The following is a 20,410-nucleotide window of genomic DNA, read 5'->3' as shown; positions in this document are numbered from 1 at the left end:
GATTTTATGGGATTTAGATTAAAAATTCCACTTGGTCGCTATCGTAGGGATAGCATAAAAGCTATTTGCCCCGATAACGAAATTATAACTCACCTCCACCTCGCTTCCAATAGCAAATTGGGGTGTAATATTGTACCATATCTGGGGTTCACTCAACAGAACCATCTTCTTGCCCTTTTCGTCCCCTTCTCCGGTACGGTTCTTGTTTTCACTCCAGATATCCAGGAAACCGGCCAGTGAAAGCTTACCTCCGGCAAGGGTAGAGTTCCATGTAAGTGTCCACTGCGCATCATGGCTTAACTCCTGGAAAGCATTCAGTTTATAAGCCACGTAAGTACTCATGAAAAAATTACCCAGTTGGAACGGATAACCAAATCCACCCAGATAAGAACTTGGAATGGAAAAACCAACGCCATCCGACCCTCTTACTAATCCCAATCCACCATTGTATTCAATATGGGGCAGTAAAGGAAAATCACCAATCTTAAATTCGCGGGCTATCTCAGCATAAGCAAGTCCGGGATTACGTTTATCGAAATTGAAATCGAAATCCACGAACATGAAAGTACTTCCCCACTGGTCGGGTTTAAACATCTCAAAGGTAGCGGTAAGATAATTGACAGGAGCACCTATCTTATCTCCATACAATGAATGACGGGGATCGAAGTGCAGTTGCAGGTTCTGCGCTTGAATAGTCCCTGCCGCACATAAAATAACAAGGGATAGAACAATGTTTCGTACCATAAAGACTTTTTGTTTTAATAATTCAAGTGAATCCAAAGAAGCCGCAAAAATATTAAAAATATACAAAACAGCCTCATAAATGTGACTCTTTTTCAAGATTTGACTCCGTCGATTTTCCATTTTCAATTCTCTATTTCCAATTCATTTCAGTCCACTCATCCACTTAGCCGCCTAACCACTCAGGCACCTTTCCGCTTTTCCTCTTTTCCACATTCCCACTTTACTTTTACATATTATTCTATTATAATTTGTATTTTTGCCTCTCTTAAAAAAACATCATTCATTATGAGCGAAGAAAAGGAAAAGAGGTTGATAATCTACAACACACTCAGTAGGACAAAAGAACCATTTGAACCGCTGCATCCCCCTCTTGTGGGTATGTATGTTTGCGGACCTACTGTCTACAGCGATATACATCTCGGGAATTGCCGCACTTTCATCTCTTTTGATATGATATACAGGTATCTGCTCCATCTCGGATACAAGGTACGCTATGTGCGTAACATCACCGATGCCGGCCATTTGGAGGGCGACCGGGATGAGGGTGATGATAAATTTGCCAAAAGGGCCAAACTGGAGCAGTTGGAACCGATGGAGATAGTACAGAAATACACTATTGGCTTCCATGACGTAATGGCACTCTTCAACACACTTCCTCCCAGCATAGAGCCGGCTGCCACCGGGCATATAATAGAGCAGATAGAGATGATCAAAAAGATCATGGCCGCGGGGTTCGCTTATGAGGTAAACGGTTCTGTCTATTTCGATGTGGAGAAATACAGCAAAGAGCATGATTACGGCCAACTCACTAACCGAAAGATGGAAGACCTGCTGGAAGGGACACGGGAACTGGGCGGACAGGACGAGAAGCGGGGCAGGCTCGACTTTGCCCTTTGGATCAAGGCAAAACCGGAGACCCTGATGCAGTGGCCCTCCCCCTGGGGATGGGGATTCCCCGGCTGGCATATAGAGTGTTCGGCAATGAGTACAAAGTATCTGGGCACTACTTTCGATATACATGGGGGAGGGATGGATCTCCAGGCAACCCACCACACCAACGAGATCGCCCAATCAGAAGCTTGTAACCACACCGCACCCGCCAAATACTGGTTGCACACCAATATGCTCACTGTGAACGGTGCCCGCATGTCCAAAACAGCCGGGAACGGCTTCTTACCCAAAGAACTGTTCACAGGAGACCATCCCTTATTGGAAAGAGGATACTCTCCAATGACAGTACGCTTCTTCATGGCGCAATCACACTACAGAAGCACGCTCGATTTCTCCAACGAAGCACTGCAAGCAGCAGAAAAAGGATACAAAAAACTGATGGAAAGCCTGTCGGTATTAGAGAAATTATCTCCGTCCGCTTCCTCTTCGGTAGATATCGCTGCACTGGAGGAAAAATGTTATGCCGCCATGAACGATGATTTTAACAGTCCTGTACTGATCGCAAATCTGTTTGAAGGGGTACGTATCATCAATTCGGCTAACGACAAAAAAGAAACCCTCACCACGGCCGACCTGGAGGCTTTGAGAAAACTAATGCATACCTTTATTTTCGAGGTATTGGGACTGCTTGACGAGTCAAAAAGCATGGGCGGCAGTGACGTGATAGAGGGATTGATGAATTTAATTATCGACATCCGTAAAACGGCACGGGAAAACAAAGACTGGAGTACATCAGATAAAATCCGCGATGAACTGAAAGCGATTGGTGTAGAGATAAAAGACACCAAAGAGGGGGTAGAATGGAGAATTTAAAAGACCATCATCAGAATTAACGAAAACAACTATATTATGTCTGATAAACGAGCAACATTTGTATCAAAAATCGGAGTAATCGCCGCAGCCGCAGGATCAGCCGTAGGTTTAGGTAATATCTGGCGTTTTCCCAGCCAGACGGCTGATGGTGGAGGGGCCATTTTTATCCTGGTATACATTGGTTGTATCTTGTTTTTCGGCATACCGCTTATGGTAAGCGAATTCATGGTCGGCAGGGCCTCCCGGGCCAATACCGCCGGTGCTTATCACAAACTGGCTCCCGGTACCCAATGGAAATGGGTCGGCAGGCTGGGTGTACTCACCGGATTTGTCATCATGGGATTTTATATGGTAGTGTGCGGCTGGACACTTGTCTATATCTTCCAATCGGTCTCGGGATATCTCTTTGGGGTGGATAATCTTTCGGCCAACTTCATAGAATTGCAAAGTAATCCTGCCAAACAAATCATCTGGATGATTATCTTTACACTTCTCACTGCATTCTTTATCCTTTCCGGCGTGAAGAAAGGGATTGAGCAATCTGCCAAGATTTTAATGCCATTACTCTTCCTGTTACTTATTATACTGGCCATCCGTTCGGTTACCCTTGACGGTGCTATAGCAGGACTCAATTTCCTTTTCAAGCCCGACCTGGCGCATGTAAAATCGACCGTCTTCCTCGATGCCATGGGACAGGCTTTCTTCTCCCTCTCCCTCGGCATGGGTTGTATGATCACTTACGGATCCTACTTCAATGATAAGACTCCACTTGTAAAAACAGCGGTACAGGTTTCCGTTCTCGACTCACTGGTGGCTATTCTCGCCGGTGTGGTCATCTTTCCCGCGGCATTCGCTTTGACAACCAATCCCGGCACCATTGTCGACGAACTGGTAGCCGGCGGTCCGGGATTACTCTTTATCACATTACCCGAATTGTTCAACCAGATGGCGGGTTCTATGATTTGGAGCACCCTTTTCTTTTGCCTGTTGGCACTCGCAGCCCTTACATCCACTATTTCCCTGATGGAGGTAGTCACGGTATATATCCACGAAGAATATCACATTTCACGTAGAAAAAGTACACTATTGGTCACTGCAGGTGTAATCATTTTAGGCATCTTCGCCTCGTTCTCCTCATCATTTTTCAATTTCCTCGATGTTGCTTCTGCCAAATTCATGCTGCCGATAGGCGGTTTCTTCATTTCTCTTTTCGTAGGATGGCATCTCAACCGCAGACTTGTATATGCACAACTCACCAATGAAAGGACGCTCAAATTTGGCATAGGATTTCTCAGAACCTATATATTCCTGTTACGCTATGTAGTCCCTACTGCCATGCTGGCTATTTTTATCTACGGATTGGCCGCATAACGCGGTAGTTGAAAGAGAAAAAAGTTTAAATCAATTAAAACAAAGTAAAAGCGGAAATAAACCGCTCAACCTTCGGTTTAAAGTATTATTTTTGTATCAATATTTCACCCGCAAATGCCGTTACAATATAAAATATACCCACCTGATGCCCTGCGCACAACCGTGCAGCTTCCCGCATCCAAGAGTATGAGCAATAGGGCACTTATTCTGAATGCCTTGAGTTTGAGTCCTTACCCGATCAGGAATCTGTCGGACTGTGAAGATACACAAGTGCTCATAGACGCATTCAATTCCAAATCCAACCAGTTCGATATAAAGGCTGCCGGTACCGCCATGCGTTTTCTGACAGCTTTTCTGGCAGGAATGGAAGGCGAATGGATCATCAAAGGCTCGAAGCGGATGCATGAAAGGCCCATTTATCCGCTGGTGGAGACACTTATAGCCTTAGGAGCCGAAATTGATTATTTGGAAAAAGAGGGATATCCACCCTTGAAAATAAAAGGTAAAAGGCTAAAAGGAGGCGAAGTCTACCTGTCGGGCAATATCAGCTCGCAATTTATATCTGCCTTACTGATGATAGCGCCCGGAATGGAAAACGGACTGGTGATGCATATCGAAAATGAAATCGTATCGAAGCCCTATATACACCTCACTATCAGCATGATGGAGAAATGCGGGGTACAGACTAAGTGGGACGGTAACGACATCGTCGTGAAACCGCAGGTGTACAACCCTGTAGAGTTTGTGGTGGAACCGGACTGGACTGCCGCCTCTTACTGGTATGAGATGGCATCCCTTATCCCCGGGGCGGAAGTAACGTTAAAAGGTTTAGGTAGAAACAGCCTTCAGGGCGATTCCAACGTGACCAACCTGTTCAGCGATTTGGGGGTTACAACAGAATTCGTCCCGGAAGGCATTATCATCCGAAATACAAAAAAGGGAACCAAAAAATTTTTCCACGATTTTGTAAATGAGCCGGATCTGGCACAAACTTTTGCCGCCACTTGTTGTTTTAAAGGCATACCGTTTCTTTTCTCCGGGATTCAAAGCCTGAAGATAAAGGAAACTGACAGGGTGGCCGCACTGATCAACGAATTGAAGAAGTCGGGCTACCTGCTTAAGGAGAATGAAATCGGGATGCTGGAGTGGGACGGAGAACGGTGTCTGCCGGAAAAAGAACCGGCCATCGACACTTATGACGATCACCGGATGGCCATGTCACTGGCTCCCGGAGCCATTGTGTCCGGATCACTCATTATCAATGATCCTAAAGTAGTATCCAAATCCTACCCTGATTTTTGGAACGACCTGAAACAGGCGGGATTTACAATTGAAGAAAGGTAATTATTATGCAAAGTTTACTCCTTTTCACAGGCATTATACTCTTTTTCGTTGTGGCACTCACAATCTCCAACTACCTGCAACGCAGGAAAGGGAACAATAAGGAGCGTGAGGCAACTCCCCCTTCCATAAATCTGGGAGATAGCGGCTGTTGCGGTGCACATGAAACATGTGAGCGGGATAGCCTGATAGCTGCTTTTGCAGAGAAACCGGAATATTTCGACGATGAAGAGCTCGACCGGTATGCTCACCGCGATTCTGACGGCTATGCAGCCAATGAAATAGATGAATTCCGGGAAGTCTTTTATTCCGTACTCGACGAAGAAAAGCCACGCTGGATCAGGAGTCTCCAAATGAGGGATATTTCCCTTCCTGACCAGTTGAAAGACGAAGTGCTGATGTTCGTCAATGAATTGAGGGCACAAAAAATGCACGCCTGCTGACCGGATGAATATCATTGAACTCCTGGATTATGCTTTCTTTCGCAATGCTCTGCTAGGCAGTTTTTTTGCAAGTATTGCCTGTGGTATCATAGGCACTTACGTAGTCACCAAAAGATTGGTATTCATCAGCGGCGGTATAACCCACGCCTCGTTAGGAGGATTGGGGATAGGGTTCTATTTCAGCCTCTCTCCCATTTTGTCGGCTATGGTTTTCTCCATATTCTCGGCATTCGGCATCCAATGGTTATCACAGAAACAGGGTGTACGTGAAGATTCGGCCATTGCCGTCTTCTGGTCATTGGGGATGGCCATCGGGATAGTGCTCACCTTCCTCACACCCGGCTATGCGCCCAACCTGTCGGAGTACCTTTTCGGGAATATCCTTACCATCACTCGTAGTGATATTACCGCCCTGCTCGTCCTATCGTTGATCCTCCTGCTTTTCTTTATCCTGTTCTATCATGCTATTGTTTCCGTATCGTTCGATACCGAATTTGCACAAACCCGACGCTTACCCACACAGTTTATCGAATATGCGATGATGCTTTTCATTGCCGTTACCATCGTATTAAGCATCCGGTTGGTGGGAATCGTACTGCTGATGTCCCTGATCACAGTGCCGCAGATGACAGCCAACCTCTTCACGGTGAACTATTCAAAAATAATTTCTCTCTCAATCCTGTTAAGCTTTACAGGTTGTGTAACAGGATTGTTACTCTCCTATTATCTGAATGTACCTTCCGGCGCATTTATCATTTTTGTGCTTATCATGATGTTTTTTATTGCCAAGGCAATAAAAGTTGTTACCGGTAAAACATTAAAGACTGCGCCACAAGAGATACCGTAGAGACAAAAACTCTGTTTATTCCAATAGGGTTGGTATTCCATTTAGTTTCAAACACACGATAGGACAATAAAATTCTATTTTTCGAGTTAATTAAAAGAGATAATTACCCGGAAAGGAGATCACCAGTGTTGTCAACAGAAAGAATAAGGAGGAAAGAAAAAACAGGGCATATACTATGGATATTGGCCTGTATCACTCTTTTTACGGGATGTACCACCAGAAGAAATACGACAGCCACACGTGCCTATCATGAACTCACCACACGCTACAATATCTATTTCAATGCCGAAGAGGCTTACCACGAGATTTTAAAAGGGAGAGCGGAGAATTTTCATGAAAACTATGGGGAATTGCTTCCCTTCTACCCTTCACTCCCTAATGCAGAAAAATCGTCCTCCGGAGGGACTTTCGATCCCGTGATCGAAAAAACCGAAAAAGCCATCCGTGAACACTCCATCACGACAAAGCCGCGTCGCGATCCTGCTAAAGCCCACTCTCAGGAATACCGGCAATGGCTACGGCAGGAGGAATTCAATCCATTCCTGAAAAATGTATGGATGCTACGGGGAAAAGCCCTTTTGCAGAATGGTGATTATGACGAGGCGCTGACGGTCTTCTCCGGAATGCTGCGCCAATTTGGTCACGATCCCGACATAGTGAATGAAACGGAGATATGGATGTTACGGACATATACGGAGATGGAGAGAACATATGATGCGGAAAAAACAGCTTATGCATTAAGGAATAAGAAATTGCCTATGCATTTAGAGAGACTGTTTACCGAACATTATACCTACTTCCTGATCCGGAAAAAAGAGTTTCCGGAAGCGATCCCTCAATTACAAAAAACCATAGCACAGGAATCCGATTATCTCAGGAGAAAAAGATTGCAATTCCTACTTGGCCAAATCTATGCAGTGACCGGAGAAAAGGACAAAGCCCTCCAAGCCTTTGAAGAGGTGAAAGGACTTCGCACCCCCTCCGAACTTATATCAAACGCTACTCTCTGGCAATCGGCCATAGTAAATGACTCACTGGCACAGATTTTTCGCTCCTCTGAACCGGATAATAAGACGACACAAGAAATAATGACTACGGTTATGGTTGCAACCGATTCAATTGCCGGAAATATACAGCACAGCCAAAATACTCACGGGCGGTTGTCAGAAGGAAGAACTTTAGCGGAAAATGCCGCTTTACACAGGCAATGGCGATTCCGAAACGGATTATGGCAATCACGTCCAATCGGCTCCGCTGAGAGTAAGAACGGGCAAGTCATCCCTTTCAGTCCTGATAAAAACGGGCTACATTATCTTTTGCTTACCTTCACACCTGGTTCTATCGATAAAAACCAACTTCTCTTCACAATAGCCGATTTCAATTTTTCTCATTTCAAACTCCGCAGGTTCAACTTCTCCTATATATATCTGCCGGGGGTAGAAGCACTTCAGATCGAACCTTTCCGGTCTTTTGAAGAGGTATCCCGATACACAGAGATAATACTTTCCGACTCTCGTTTCCTATCTGCCGTTATGGAAACTATTCCCGTCATCATTTCCGAAGAGAACACGAGACTCATACAATCAGGGAAAAAATTGGATGAATACAATACTTTCTATAAGAAAAATATGGCAACGGCTGCTGTGTCTTTCCAATCAATAATAAAAGATGAAAAGGTAGAAATTGAAGAAAAAAGGGATAAAGAATCGGAAAAGATTGTATCTTTGGAGACATCTCCGGTCACTATTCCGGAACAAAAAGAGATATCCTCTCAACCGCAACCGGTGTATCAGACTGAACGGATAACATCCGGGGAGAAAACTGTCAGGACAGAACCAGCCCGTCAGATTGAACGGGAAACACCCGAATCGCTGAAACGAAAACTCGAAGAAAATGCTGCCAAAGCATTACAACAACAGCAGGGAACAGCACCCCGCAAAAACAGGGAACAATTGATAAAAGAGCGGGAACGGCAACGTGAAGCCAGGGTCCGGCAAAGAGAACAGGAATTAAAAGAGAGACAGCGGAAGCGCGAAGCAGCGCTGAAACAACGCGAGAGGGAAAGGGCTCAAAAAATAAGAAAGTAACAATGAGGGAAATAGTTTTCGCCACCAACAACCAACATAAACTCGACGAGATCCGGAAAATTACAGGAGGACGGTTACGTATCCTCAGCCTCGCCGATATCGACTGTCATGAAGAGATCGAAGAAACAGGCAGTACCCTGGAGGAAAACGCACTGATCAAAGCCGGATTTGTCAGGGAGAAATATGGTTACGACTGCTTTGCCGACGATACCGGGCTGGAAGTGGGAGCACTGGATGGTGCACCCGGTGTCTACTCGTCACGGTACGCGGGAAATGGTTGCAACCCGGCAGACAATATGGATAAATTACTTTTGGCTTTAAAGGGGGCAGAAAATCGGTCAGCACAATTCCGTACCGTGATTGCATTAGTCATCAACGGAAAAGAGCATCTTTTTGATGGAGTGATCAAAGGGAAGATCATCGAAGAAAAACGGGGTACGACCGGTTTCGGATACGATCCCATTTTCATGCCTGACGGGTATGATAAAACCTTTGCTGAATTGGGCAACGAAGTAAAGAACAGTATTAGCCACCGCGCATTGGCTATGGAGAAACTGGTCGGTTTTCTGTTGAAAAATTGAATTGGCTTCATCATCAAATTGTCACTACTTGTCCCGACTTGTCGGGATCGTTAAATCATCAAATTGTCAAATTTTTCACTTTTAACTTTTCACTTTTAACTTAACAACCTATGTCAACCAACATTCGTACAGGCATTATCGGCTACGGACTTTCCGGCCGGGTATTTCATGCTCCTTTTATCGATGTAGTAGAAGGATTTGAGCTCACGAAGATCAGCACATCCGATCCCGAGAAAGAAGCGCTTATTGAAGAACGATACCCTATTACCGCAGTGGTTCCCGACGGGAAAGGGATCATCGACGACCCCGAGATTGACCTCGTTATTGTTACTTCACCCAATACCGACCATTTCCGCTGGGCACGGGAAGCTCTGCTGGCAGGTAAGCATGTAGTGGTAGAGAAACCCTTCACTGTAGATGTAGAGGAAGCCGCCGAACTGATCGAGATCTCCAGACGGCAGCAAAAAATCCTCACTGTCTATCACAACCGTCGTTTCACAAGTGATACCAAAACAGTGAAAAAACTGCTCGATAGTGGTCTCCTCGGTGAAATTGTTGATTACGAAACTCACTTCGACCGCTACCGTACCGAACCCCGCCCGAGAGGTGCATGGCGGGAAGAACCACTACCCGGATCAGGGATTTTCTATGATCTAGGTTCGCACCTTATAGATCAGGCACTCTGGTTTTTCGGTATGCCGGAAGCGGTAACGGCCAAGATCAATTCACAACGCCCCTGGGCAAAAGCCGACGACCATTTCGATGTACGCCTCCACTACCCCACCTTTACAGCCACACTGAAATCGGGAATGATCTGCCGTATTCCCGGAGCTACCTATATGCTTCACGGTACCAATGGCTCGTTTGTGAAATATGGGCTTGACGTGCAGGAGGCAACACTCGACGGAGGCGCCAAACCCGAAGGAAAAGACTGGGGACGCGAACCCGAAAACATCTGGGGTACTATCAATGCCGAGTATAAAGGAGTAAAGATCCAGGGAAAACTGGAAAGTGAACATGGAGATTACCGTGATTATTTCATCAACCTGCGTGACGCTATCAACGGAAAAGTACCTCTTGCCGTCAAGCCTGAAGAAGCCCTCAATGTGATGCGGATCATTGAACTCGCTTTCCAAAGTAGCCGCGAAAAAAGAACTATAACGATTGTATGACAAATCGAACAGAGATTTAACTTTTGTTAGGTAACATTGAAGGATAGTTTTTCATCTATTATAAAAATTACCGCTGCGGCAATTTGTCCGGCGGTAATTTTTATCTTACGAGCCTCTTCAAAATTCATTTTTAACATTCTCCCATTTTTACTATTTTTGTAATTGGGTTCATTGTTGGTTACGAATGAGAGTTTTAGAAAAAAGGTTTTCCGGATATTTCTGCACTTATTACCGTCAGCTTTGTCTGTACGCCTTGCATTTTATGGGTAACGCCGAGGAAGCCGAGGATGTGGTTCAGGAAACATTCGTGAGTCTCTGGAATAAAAGGGAACAGATAGAATCGATCAGGTCGGTGAAATCATACCTCTATACAGCCGTCCGGAATAACTGCCTGACACGTATCCGTGATGCGAAGCCTACTACTTCACTCGATATACTCCCCGACGAACAGTTTGCTGAAGAAGATCAGATGAAACGTGCCGAAATGGAAGCCCGTATCTGGAAAATGATAGACGAACTACCGGAGCGCCGTCGCGAGATCTTCCTGATGGCAAAACGCGACGGAATAAGCTACAAAGAGATTGCCGAACAAACCGGATTATCGGTAAAAACCGTGGAGAACCACGTATTTCGCGCCATGCAATCGCTCCGGAACAAAGACTTCAATGCGTATCTTTTCTTTTTTGCGTAAAATTCTTCACTTTCGAGTGAGGGATTTTTAGCTTTCGTGCATCATATAATAAGAATACTACTTTAATATTTATTTACCCGAATTCCTGACTAAAAAAGGCATGAGGGAAACAAAAAATTAAGATTATGAAAACAAAAAAGTATCTCTTATTAACTAGTACCCTTTGTATTGGGTTAGCATTTGCATTTGTTATTACAAGTTGCAATAGAGATGAAGCTATTGTGGAACAAGCCGGTAATGAAGGGCTTGTGGAGATTATGGGTGTTAGTGTAGAATTGAAAAATAATACATTAACACTGAATAGCGAGAGTGAATTGCAAGACTTAGTATTTAAGTTGAAAGCCTATCAATCTGTTTCAACAAGACAGGGTAGTGATGAAGTTTTCAATAATGACGTAAATAAGACATTATGTATTGATGGTTTTAAATCGCTTTATGATATTTTTGTAGATGCGATGAGAGATGCAGAGTCATACTATGATAGAGAAGGCGGCTACGAGGAATTTAAGAAAAAATATGCTTCTCTTTATTTCCCTGAATATGGGGATGACTATTCTGCTTACCTTCCCGTAAGCGATCCAGCTTTATCTAAATTCCTTAATAGTGATGGAGAAATAATTATAGATGGAGAAACAGTCAACATGAAAAACATTTCTACTTATGAACAGTTAAGAGAGCTTGGTCTAACACCACCAGAGGAAGTCGTGATTATATCAGACGAGGGTTCCCCTTCAAATACTCGAGCAGGAGATGTTTTCTTCCCTGGTGCACCATTTCAGTTGTTACCAGACAAAACATTTCAAATGAACAATAGGCGCATATGGGTTACCCTGGATGATGTGACTGTAGATAATAATGCTAGAACGAAAGCTGGTTTTGATATCTGTTTCAGGAAAAAAGGATTTCTTGGAGCGTGGTATAACCATTGGGCGCTTACAAAAACTTATGCCCATATTGGTCCTCAGGGACTGAGGGTTGTCGACAATAAAACGATAGACGGTTATTCCTCGCATGATCACTCATTTTTCTTAGTAAACGGCACGGAAATATCCACCCCAACTACTACACCAGGCTATTATCAGAAAGATGTTTATGGAGAGGCCCAGATTTATTACGATGCTTTGAGAGCATATACTTTTATAGTGCCATTGCATTATAGATTTTTCAGATGGTGGTAATTACAAAAGTAAAAATTAAGGTATGTTTTATTGATATATTAATAATGAAGAATAAATTATGAGGGAAACAATTTTACTAAGTTTATCTGTTTTATTCCTATTTTCTTCCCCCGCCATAATGGCACAGGACAAAAAAATAGGATTGCAACTGGAAGCAGGATATGGAATAATAAGCAACAAAGACAATGCCAGTGCGTATCAATTTTTTCTTTCACCTTATTATCGAGTTAATGACAATTTCTCAATGGGGATTGGAGCAGGTCTTATGCAACACAAAAGTACTTTTCCGGAAAGGAGTTATCCGGTATATGTTCATTCTAAATATAGATTGAATACGAACTCGAATTTAAAGCCATTTTTTAATTTAAAAATTGGATATGGCTTTGGCTCAACAGATATGGGAATAGCCGGCATAGATGTCAATGACCTTCAGTACTCCGGTGAAATTAAGTACAGTGCTGATTTTTTCATTTCGCCGTCAATAGGAATAAGCTATGATGTAGTAAAGCAACGTTCTCTTTTTCTTGCTATTTCGTATGATTTGTTGAAAGTGAAGACTAAGAATATGATTCGTCAAGAAAATGCCGTCGTAGATTTAAAACAGTATACTGAAAAAAACAGTTCAATAATTGGATTGAGAGTGGGATACGAGTTTTAGAATTATTATCACCCCTGAATCTTGTACGACAAGTATCATTAAAAAATAGTATTAATTTTGTTGACCAAGATTCGGGGGTAATTTATCTCTAAATATAAGATCGTTATGCGACGGTTAGAAATCGATAAAACAGAAGAATCCGTACGTTTTGTAGCCCGGTACTATCAACCCGGCAGATTCGATAGCCATAAAGCTTGGCTTCAAATGGGGGAACGTTTAGGCATCACTCCGAAACGGCGGTCACCTATTATGATGTGGCGTGTTGCGGCAGTAGCAATAGTTGTTATCACGGCAGGAATTTTGTATCTCACCGCCGAAAGGGGTGATACGCTCATTGCCGGATACGATCACACTGAATTCACACTTCCGGACAACTCCCGTATTGAGATGCAGGAAGGGGCAAAACTAAAATATGACAGACATTTCGATAAAACCGAACGACGGGTTTCGATGCATGGAGAAATAACGTTCGTTGTTGCCCACAATGAGGCAAAACCATTCATCGTTTCCACACCTACGGCGCAAATAGAAGTACTCGGCACGGAATTTACCGTCACAGCCGATGACGACGATACCCGCCTCAGCGTAGCATCGGGGAAAGTACGGTTCACGCCCGGCAATCCGGTCATCCCCCTTCTGTGTACTGCCGGTATGACCGTGCATTACAGTGCCAGGACCGAAACCGTAAATGTCACTTCCCCCGGCAGCAGGATGGAAATCAACGGTAAGACCCGATCGCTCACTTTCAACAATACAGGACTGAAAGAAATAGTGATGGTGCTGTCACACTTCTATAAGGTACAAATTGAACTACCCGAAAGCGAGTCGGACTTGACATTCAGCTCCTCTTTTACACAAGAAAGCATTATCGAAATTATTAACATCATCAATTTCACACTCGATACGCATATTATACTTGTGGAATAGGGTTCCGGTTCCATATACCTTGATGTAAGAATTTAATAATATGAAACGCTACACTATCTTTCTTTTATTGATTATTTGGTTGAAAACACCGCTTTTCGCCCAGCAAAGGATTACCCTGGATGTACAGAACCAGCCGGTTACCGAGGCGCTTCGGCAAATCGAAAAACAGTCGGGCTACACTTTTTCGTACAGTCCTTCTCTATTGAAAGACTTCCCTAAGGTCACCATCCGGATCACAGATGAACCTCTCGAAGAAGCACTGCAGGCACTTTTCGGAAAGACCAATATCCGTTTTGTCATACAGGGGAAATATATTATCCTGAAAAAACGCCCGAAAGAGGTCACTGTCAGCGGATTTATTTACGACCGGGAATCGCACGAATCGCTGATTGCCGCCAATATTTATGATATGGTTTCGGGACAGGGAGCCGTCAGCAATAATTTCGGATTTTACAGCCTCTCTGTTCCGTCAGGCGAGATAGAGCTCCGTCCAAGTTACGTGGGATATACCTCCGAAAGCTATCCCTTTACGGTAACGAAAGACACGGCGATCCATTTTTTTCTGCAACCGTCCCCACTACTGAAAGAAGTGGTGGTGGACGGCAACCTGAAGAATCCGGTACAACACGTAGAGACAGGTAAGATAAGCCTTAATTCTGCGACACTGAAAGCGATCCCGGCATTTATGGGGGAAAGCGATGTGATCAAGGCTTTACAACAGATGCCCGGAGTGGCGGTGGGTACCGACGGTATGGCCGGATTGTATGTACGGGGAGGAAATGCCGATGAGAACCTCTACCTTGTGGACGGGAATCCCCTCTACCACGTTCACCACCTGCTGGGACTTTTTTCCACGTTCAACCCCGAAGCGGTGAAAACGATGGATTTCTACAAGGGCAGTTTTCCCGCCCGGTACGGAGGCCGCCTCTCATCAGTAGTGGATGTGCGGATGAACGACGGTGACATGAAAAAACTATCCGGAACCTCTTCCATCGGAATCATTTCATCCCATTTGAATCTTCAGGGACCTATCATTAAAGATAAAACGTCGTTCTCGTTCTCGCTCCGCCGCACCTATCTTGACCTGCTTGCCCGTCCGGCAATGTATTTCATCAACAGGAAAAATAAAAGGGAAAATCAGGATAACTATGACAAGGTAGATTTTGCCTATTATTTTTATGATCTCAATGCCAAGATCAATTATAAATTTTCGGATAAAAGCCGCATCTATCTGAGTCTGTACGACGGAAAAGATAAAATTTTCTTCAATAGCAGCGAAATCTCCAAATATTACAACTATAACCCTGTTTATGCTTCCGGCGTAAATGACCCTGACAATGACATCCAATATGAGTATCACAGAAATTCCGATGAAACTTCAAAAATCGACATAGGTTGGGGAACCCGCATGGCCTCCCTCTACTGGGCGTATGCCGTCAACAACAAACTGTTTTCAAATGCCACGCTGGTGTATAGCCGCTATCGGTCGGATATTTCGCTCTCCTATGAAAACAAAGCATCTTATTCCTCAAAAAATCCGGAAACCCAGGAAGAAGAATCGGGTAATACCTATCAATTCTTTAAACCGGTATACAGGTCCGGTATCAAAGATATGGGGTATCGGCTCGATTTTGATTATGCATACAACAATAATCACCTGATCCGCTTCGGGACAGCGTTGCTCCAGCACAATTTCCGTCCGGAGGAAAGCAGGATCTTCCAGATAGAAGAAAATGGGGAAAGAAGCAGGAACGACACCATCACGTATGCCGACGATCGGGTCAGGGTGCAGGAACTATCCTTGTATGCCGAGGATGAGATGGATTTTGGGAAGCGGCTAAAAGTAAACGCTGGCGTGCATTTGTCGGGATTTTTTGTGCAGGGAAAATCCTACCTGAGCGCCCAGCCCCGTCTGTCGGCCCGTTATCTTTTGTCGGAAGACCTCTCCCTGAAAGCCTCCTACGGAAGGATGAACCAGTACGTGCACCTGTTGCAAAGCAGCTACATAAGTTCTCCCAACGATTTATGGGTGCCGATCACTAAAAATGTGAAGCCGTTGTCGTCTTATCAGTTTTCGGCCGGGGTCTATGGGAAATACCGCGGTTTTGACCTTTCGGCGGAAACATACTATAAAAGATCGACCAACCAGGTAGAATATAAAGACGGTGCCAGCCTACTTGCCAGCAACACAAACTGGGAAGACCGCATTGCCCAAGGGATCGGAACATCTTATGGGCTGGAATTAATGGCAAAAAGAAGTTTTGGGAACACATCGGGATGGGTTGGCTACACACTGTCGTGGACAAAACGGCAGTTTCCCAACGGGGAGATCAACCAGGGAAAGGTCTATCCAGCGAAGTACGATAATCGTCATAAGATCAATACCGTACTTTTACATCAATTCAACCGTAAGTTCGACCTGAATATTTCATGGATCTACGCCACCGGAAACTGGACCACCCTCCCGATAGAAGAATATATTGATATGGACGGCAGTAAAAAGCAATACGTTCATCAGCGGAACAATTACAAGATGCCCAATTACCAGCGGCTCGACCTGAGTTTCAACTACTATCGCCACAAGAAGAACGGCAGGATGGGTATCTGGAATTTTAGTATCTACAACGTATATGTGCATCATAACTCATTTCTGGTATTGCCTGCCGAAAACTTTGCCCATAACCCCGACACCGCGGACGGCTCCCCGCAAAAGAGTTACCCGGCATACCAGAGTTATTGCATGTTCCCCATTATCCCTTCGTTTTCTTATACTTATAAATTCTGATGAAACCCAACAACAGATATTTTACCATTTTGCTGGCCGGCATGCTACTCGCCCTATCCGCATGCGAGAAAGAGATCAGACTCAACCTAGGTGATCACGTGCCCAAGATCGTGATGAACGGGATCATCTCACCCGATTCGCTCATCGAGATAAGTGTCAGCAAGAGTTTTTTATATACCGATACGCTTTCGGACAGAAGCCTGTTGAAAAATGCCGCGTTAACCTTATTCATCAATGGCGAAGAACGGGAAACGATGCGGATGGTACGGGTAGATACCGTAAGCGGCCACGACAGGCTCTTCGAGTACTCCGCACTGGTAAGTGTATACCGTTCCACTGTATATCCCCAGGCAGGGGACCGGGTGCGCGTAGAAGCATCCGCCGGAGGGCTTCAACCCGCTTGGGCGGAAACCACCGTACCAGTGCCGCCGCAGATCCACCGGATTGACACAACGATCTTCTTCACGTCCAAACAGATCATCAACAACGGCTACTCTTCGGGAGAAGGCTTATACCAAAACATGCGTATCAAGATGGCGGTTACTGCCGGCTCTTCCGGTGCTGACCAGCGTTTCCGGCTTCGACTCAGGTTGATGGCCGAAAAGATCGGGGAGTATCCCGACCTGCCGGACCGTTACCTCTATATATACACAAACGATGATCCGGTGTTCGAGGAAGCTTACCGGAACAGCCTCCTAGAGGATCTGATATCGGAAGGCACTTCCATCGAAGGGATGAGGCATTTCGATTCGGCACTTTTCTCCAGTAAGTTATTTCGTGATAACAGCCATACACTCGATTTTTCAATCACTGATTATTACTATCTCCATACCACTTACGAGGAAAAAGAAGTCGATTCCGGATGGGGTTACCCGATCTATGTGCCTATCAAAACAGAGGTATTCAATCCCCCTATTGAAGTGTTGTTTACGGCCATATCGCCGGAATTGTATCACTATTACCTGACAGGAGATTACGATCCCACCAGCGATGAAGAGTCGTTCAAACTGATTTCCGAACCGGAGATCACGTTCAGCAACGTGCACAACGGCATCGGAGTTGTCGGCGCGGTATCGGCCGCGAAAGCGCAAATCAATATACCCCCGCTCCCCGGAGGAAAGAATGCGGATCCGGGGTATTGACCCGGATATTATATATGCGTGGAAGAGTAGGTATTATCCGCTCCCAATCTTTCACCGAAAGGGAGATTGTGATTCCGGAATATAATCTCCGTTGAGTTTTACTTATAAAAAAAGATACTTGCTCCCGCGATACTGATCACTGCGCCGATTACCTGACGGGCGGTGATCTTCTCTTTAAACATAAAGGCAGTGGGTATAATGATGAAAATAGGTACTAGTGCCATCAACGTGGAGGCAATCCCCGTTTCGGTATGCTGTACGGCGTAGAGCGACAAAGCCACACCGATAAAAGGGCCGAAAATAGTTCCCACAGTGATTGACCTCATGGATGTCCCATCATTCACCGTACGGAAGACCCTTCTCCACCGATTCAGGAAAGTAACCAAAAGGACAAAAGAGAAAAAACCGAATATCGCACGGATTTGGGTAGCAGCCACGGCGTCGTAATCGCCCATCCCTTTTTTACTGAGGATCAATCCTAAGGCTTGCCCTGCTGCCCCTCCCAGTGCATAAAGAAAACCGCGCAAGGGTACATTCAGTTTCAACCCTTTCCCTGCTACAGCGATCATGATCCCCGAGACACTTACTACGATACCCAGAATGCTTTTCGCCGAAAGGATCTCATCCAGAAAGAACCATCCGACCACGGCCGTGATCATGGGGGCAAGGCTCATCACAAGCTGGGATGTACGGGAACCGATAATAGTATAGGATTTGAAGAGGAAGAGGTCACCCAGGAAAAAACCGATAATGCCGGAAATGCCGAGCCATACCCAATTGTAGAGCGTAGCATCCTTTGGAAAAAACATGCCGCGGGTAAAAAGAGTAGTAATCCCAAGGAAGAGTATCCCAAGGAAAAGACGAAGGATGTTCACCGACAAAGAACCTACCCGTCGGCCCGCCTTTTCGAAAAAGATAGCACTCAGCGTCCAGCATACAGCCGTCAACAATGAGGCCATTTCACCAATGTGCGATTGGAAAAGCATAGAGAGATTGGCCGATCTCCTCTTTTCGGGATAAACGGCTCACAAAGGTAAATGAAACGGAAATAACTGCAAAATCACTTAACGGATTGTTTCCACTAATCTTGCTACGGCTTCGTCGATTGTTTTGTCACTGCCCAACAGTGAAATGAATTTGCTTCCGATGATCGCTCCCGAGGCTTCACGACAGGCGGCATTGAATGTATCCTTGTTGGAGATACCAAATCCTATCAGGCGGGGATTTTTGAGTTGCATCGCGTTCACACGACGGAAATAGGCCAGGCTCTCATCCCCGAAACTATTTTTGGCGCCTGTCACCGAAGCAGTCGAGACCATATAGATAAAGCCGGAAGTATGCTCATCTATCAACCTGATCCGTTCTTCCGATGTTTCGGGAGTGATCAGCATAATAATATGCAACCCGTATTTTTCAGCTATCGGCTTATAGGCATCCATATATTCGGCAAACGGCAGATCGGGAATGATGAGTCCGTCAATGCCGCACTTCACCGCTTCCGCACAATAATTATCGAATCCGAACTGGATGATCGGGTTCAGATATCCCATCAGTACCAGCGGGATCGACATCTTTTCACGAATCCCGGCCAGCTGTCCGAAAAGACGTTTCACACTCATGCCGTTTTCCAATGCCCGGGCTCCGGATGCCTGGATCACCGGCCCGTCGGCCATGGGATCACTGAACGGCACACCGATCTCTATCAAATCCACACCTTGTTTTTCCAGCGCTTTGATCACCTTTACGGTATCATCGAATTGAGGATATCCGGCCGTAAAGTAAACCGACAGGATACCGCTCTTTTTTTCTTCAAACAATCGATCTATTCTGTTCATTATCTGATTTTCTATTTGATTTTATCTTTTTCTTTGCAACTCCTAAAAAGCATTGACTTCGCTTTATCCCTTTACAGCCCACCAAACTTAAAAGAAGTATGTTTCCGGCTTTATTACTCAGTGAATTATTATCCTATCAACTAACGAAATGCACTTATAAATTTCTGTAATAACTGTGTATTTTTGACGGCAGGCGAGGTTTCAAATCCGCTGTTCAGATCAATACCAACACATTTCGGATGTGAGAATCGTTTTACTTCCTCCACATCTTCCGGCGAAATACCTCCGCTTAACAGAAAAGGCGTACCTCCCTGGTAATCCGAAAGTATCTCCCATCCAAATTTTCTTCCTGAACCGCCATAAAGATCCGTATGCGTATCAAAAAGGAAATAGTCACAACAGTCTTCATACCGTTCCGTCAATTCAGAAGGGAAAGGTTTCTCCGTGGTGATACCGAATGCCTTGATAACGAGAAAATCTTTTTCTTGGAGCGCTTTGCAAAGCTCGGGAGACTCGTCCCCATGTAATTGAAGGATATCCAATCTGTTTTTTTCAGCCAACGTAAGGAGCCGATCAGTATCTTCATTCACAAAGATACCGACCTTTTTTACGCTCTCCGGCAGGTAGGCCAACGTCTTCCCCACATAGCGCGGCGATTTCGGATAGAAAATAAATCCCATCCAATCCGCACCCAACTGTTCCACCTCACGCACGTTCGCTTCCTCTCGCATGCCGCATACTTTGATTATCATATTGTTATTCAATTACTAATTACCAATTACTAACTAGCCAAATCATCACATTAGTCATTACTTCCCGATTTATCGGGATTAGCATATTTAAC

18 protein-coding genes are annotated in these 20,410 nt (G+C 44.9%); 14 read left to right on the top strand and 4 right to left on the bottom strand.

The window, feature by feature from the left end; all coding sequences use genetic code 11:
• Positions 1-18: 18 nt before the first annotated feature.
• Positions 19-744 carry a DUF5020 family protein gene (locus PSM36_RS01155; RefSeq protein WP_076931965.1) on the bottom strand — a complete coding sequence of 242 codons (726 nt, stop codon included), beginning with the start codon at positions 742-744 and terminating at the stop codon, positions 19-21.
• Positions 745-1,029: 285 nt separating this feature from the next.
• Between PSM36_RS01155 and cysS the strand changes: the two genes are divergently transcribed.
• The 14 genes from cysS (at position 1,030) to PSM36_RS01085 (ending at position 17,731) form a co-directional block, all read left to right on the top strand.
• Positions 1,030-2,508, top strand: coding sequence for a cysteine--tRNA ligase (cysS, locus tag PSM36_RS01150; RefSeq protein ID WP_019539415.1), 1,479 nt, complete (start codon positions 1,030-1,032; stop codon positions 2,506-2,508).
• A gap of 33 nt (positions 2,509-2,541) precedes the next feature.
• Positions 2,542-3,879: a sodium-dependent transporter gene (locus PSM36_RS01145; RefSeq protein WP_087880400.1), complete on the top strand. Its 1,338-nt coding sequence runs from the start codon at positions 2,542-2,544 to the stop codon at positions 3,877-3,879.
• A gap of 114 nt (positions 3,880-3,993) precedes the next feature.
• On the top strand, positions 3,994-5,223 hold the full coding sequence (locus PSM36_RS01140; RefSeq protein ID WP_076928426.1) for a 3-phosphoshikimate 1-carboxyvinyltransferase: 1,230 nt from the start codon (positions 3,994-3,996) through the stop codon (positions 5,221-5,223).
• Positions 5,224-5,228: 5 nt separating this feature from the next.
• A complete protein-coding gene (locus tag PSM36_RS01135) occupies positions 5,229-5,663 on the top strand; it encodes a hypothetical protein (protein ID WP_019539418.1) in 435 nt (144 codons plus the stop codon).
• 13 nt (positions 5,664-5,676) lie between these two features.
• Positions 5,677-6,510: a metal ABC transporter permease gene (locus PSM36_RS01130; RefSeq protein WP_076931964.1), complete on the top strand. Its 834-nt coding sequence runs from the start codon at positions 5,677-5,679 to the stop codon at positions 6,508-6,510.
• Positions 6,511-6,635: 125 nt separating this feature from the next.
• Complete coding sequence (locus PSM36_RS01125; RefSeq protein ID WP_154670939.1) at positions 6,636-8,597, top strand: tetratricopeptide repeat protein; 1,962 nt, start codon at positions 6,636-6,638, stop codon at positions 8,595-8,597.
• Between the two features lie 2 nt (positions 8,598-8,599).
• Positions 8,600-9,178: a non-canonical purine NTP diphosphatase gene (locus PSM36_RS01120; RefSeq protein WP_076928424.1), complete on the top strand. Its 579-nt coding sequence runs from the start codon at positions 8,600-8,602 to the stop codon at positions 9,176-9,178.
• Positions 9,179-9,288: 110 nt separating this feature from the next.
• Positions 9,289-10,350, top strand: coding sequence for an oxidoreductase (locus PSM36_RS01115; RefSeq protein ID WP_076928423.1), 1,062 nt, complete (start codon positions 9,289-9,291; stop codon positions 10,348-10,350).
• Positions 10,351-10,534: 184 nt separating this feature from the next.
• Complete coding sequence (locus tag PSM36_RS01110; RefSeq protein WP_076928422.1) at positions 10,535-11,041, top strand: RNA polymerase sigma-70 factor; 507 nt, start codon at positions 10,535-10,537, stop codon at positions 11,039-11,041.
• Positions 11,042-11,166: 125 nt separating this feature from the next.
• Positions 11,167-12,219: a DUF4848 domain-containing protein gene (locus tag PSM36_RS01105; RefSeq protein ID WP_076928421.1), complete on the top strand. Its 1,053-nt coding sequence runs from the start codon at positions 11,167-11,169 to the stop codon at positions 12,217-12,219.
• Positions 12,220-12,277: 58 nt separating this feature from the next.
• Positions 12,278-12,877 (top strand): outer membrane beta-barrel protein, encoded by a 600-nt coding sequence (locus PSM36_RS01100; RefSeq protein WP_019539431.1) that lies wholly within the window; start codon positions 12,278-12,280, stop codon positions 12,875-12,877.
• Between the two features lie 105 nt (positions 12,878-12,982).
• Positions 12,983-13,804, top strand: coding sequence for a FecR family protein (locus tag PSM36_RS01095; RefSeq protein ID WP_076928420.1), 822 nt, complete (start codon positions 12,983-12,985; stop codon positions 13,802-13,804).
• Positions 13,805-13,844: 40 nt separating this feature from the next.
• On the top strand, positions 13,845-16,589 hold the full coding sequence (locus tag PSM36_RS01090; RefSeq protein WP_076928419.1) for a TonB-dependent receptor: 2,745 nt from the start codon (positions 13,845-13,847) through the stop codon (positions 16,587-16,589).
• Positions 16,589-17,731: a DUF4249 domain-containing protein gene (locus PSM36_RS01085; RefSeq protein WP_076928418.1), complete on the top strand. Its 1,143-nt coding sequence runs from the start codon at positions 16,589-16,591 to the stop codon at positions 17,729-17,731. Before PSM36_RS01090 ends, PSM36_RS01085 begins: the two co-directional genes overlap by 1 nt.
• A gap of 98 nt (positions 17,732-17,829) precedes the next feature.
• Here the strand turns inward: PSM36_RS01085 and PSM36_RS01080 are convergent, their stop codons facing one another.
• The 3 genes from PSM36_RS01080 to PSM36_RS01070 form a co-directional block, all read right to left on the bottom strand.
• Positions 17,830-18,690 (bottom strand): DMT family transporter, encoded by an 861-nt coding sequence (locus PSM36_RS01080; RefSeq protein ID WP_232001495.1) that lies wholly within the window; start codon positions 18,688-18,690, stop codon positions 17,830-17,832.
• A 105-nt stretch (positions 18,691-18,795) separates the two neighbouring features.
• Positions 18,796-19,566 (bottom strand): tryptophan synthase subunit alpha, encoded by a 771-nt coding sequence (gene trpA, locus PSM36_RS01075; protein WP_076928416.1) that lies wholly within the window; start codon positions 19,564-19,566, stop codon positions 18,796-18,798.
• Between the two features lie 140 nt (positions 19,567-19,706).
• Complete coding sequence (locus tag PSM36_RS01070; RefSeq protein WP_076928415.1) at positions 19,707-20,318, bottom strand: phosphoribosylanthranilate isomerase; 612 nt, start codon at positions 20,316-20,318, stop codon at positions 19,707-19,709.
• Between the last annotated feature and the right edge of the window lie 92 nt (positions 20,319-20,410).

Source organism: Proteiniphilum saccharofermentans (genome assembly GCF_900095135.1).
Classification (GTDB): domain Bacteria; phylum Bacteroidota; class Bacteroidia; order Bacteroidales; family Dysgonomonadaceae; genus Proteiniphilum; species Proteiniphilum saccharofermentans.
The sequence above is the reverse complement of the archived record's forward strand: the minus strand, read 5'-3'. Positions and strand labels throughout refer to the sequence as shown.

Bases quoted from the DNA above. Each gene is read 5' to 3' on its own strand.
- PSM36_RS01155 (WP_076931965.1), bottom strand. From the start codon at position 744: ATGGTACGAAACATTGTTCTATCCCTTGTTATTTTATGTGCGGCAGGG.
- cysS (WP_019539415.1), top strand. From the start codon at position 1,030: ATGAGCGAAGAAAAGGAAAAGAGGTTGATAATCTACAACACACTCAGT.
- PSM36_RS01140 (WP_076928426.1), top strand. From the start codon at position 3,994: ATGCCGTTACAATATAAAATATACCCACCTGATGCCCTGCGCACAACC.
- PSM36_RS01135 (WP_019539418.1), top strand. From the start codon at position 5,229: ATGCAAAGTTTACTCCTTTTCACAGGCATTATACTCTTTTTCGTTGTG.
- PSM36_RS01120 (WP_076928424.1), top strand. From the start codon at position 8,600: ATGAGGGAAATAGTTTTCGCCACCAACAACCAACATAAACTCGACGAG.
- PSM36_RS01115 (WP_076928423.1), top strand. From the start codon at position 9,289: ATGTCAACCAACATTCGTACAGGCATTATCGGCTACGGACTTTCCGGC.
- PSM36_RS01110 (WP_076928422.1), top strand. From the start codon at position 10,535: ATGAGAGTTTTAGAAAAAAGGTTTTCCGGATATTTCTGCACTTATTAC.
- PSM36_RS01105 (WP_076928421.1), top strand. From the start codon at position 11,167: ATGAAAACAAAAAAGTATCTCTTATTAACTAGTACCCTTTGTATTGGG.
- PSM36_RS01100 (WP_019539431.1), top strand. From the start codon at position 12,278: ATGAGGGAAACAATTTTACTAAGTTTATCTGTTTTATTCCTATTTTCT.
- PSM36_RS01095 (WP_076928420.1), top strand. From the start codon at position 12,983: ATGCGACGGTTAGAAATCGATAAAACAGAAGAATCCGTACGTTTTGTA.
- PSM36_RS01090 (WP_076928419.1), top strand. From the start codon at position 13,845: ATGAAACGCTACACTATCTTTCTTTTATTGATTATTTGGTTGAAAACA.
- PSM36_RS01085 (WP_076928418.1), top strand. From the start codon at position 16,589: ATGAAACCCAACAACAGATATTTTACCATTTTGCTGGCCGGCATGCTA.
- PSM36_RS01080 (WP_232001495.1), bottom strand. From the start codon at position 18,690: ATGGCCTCATTGTTGACGGCTGTATGCTGGACGCTGAGTGCTATCTTT.
- trpA (WP_076928416.1), bottom strand. From the start codon at position 19,566: ATGAACAGAATAGATCGATTGTTTGAAGAAAAAAAGAGCGGTATCCTG.
- PSM36_RS01070 (WP_076928415.1), bottom strand. From the start codon at position 20,318: ATGATAATCAAAGTATGCGGCATGCGAGAGGAAGCGAACGTGCGTGAG.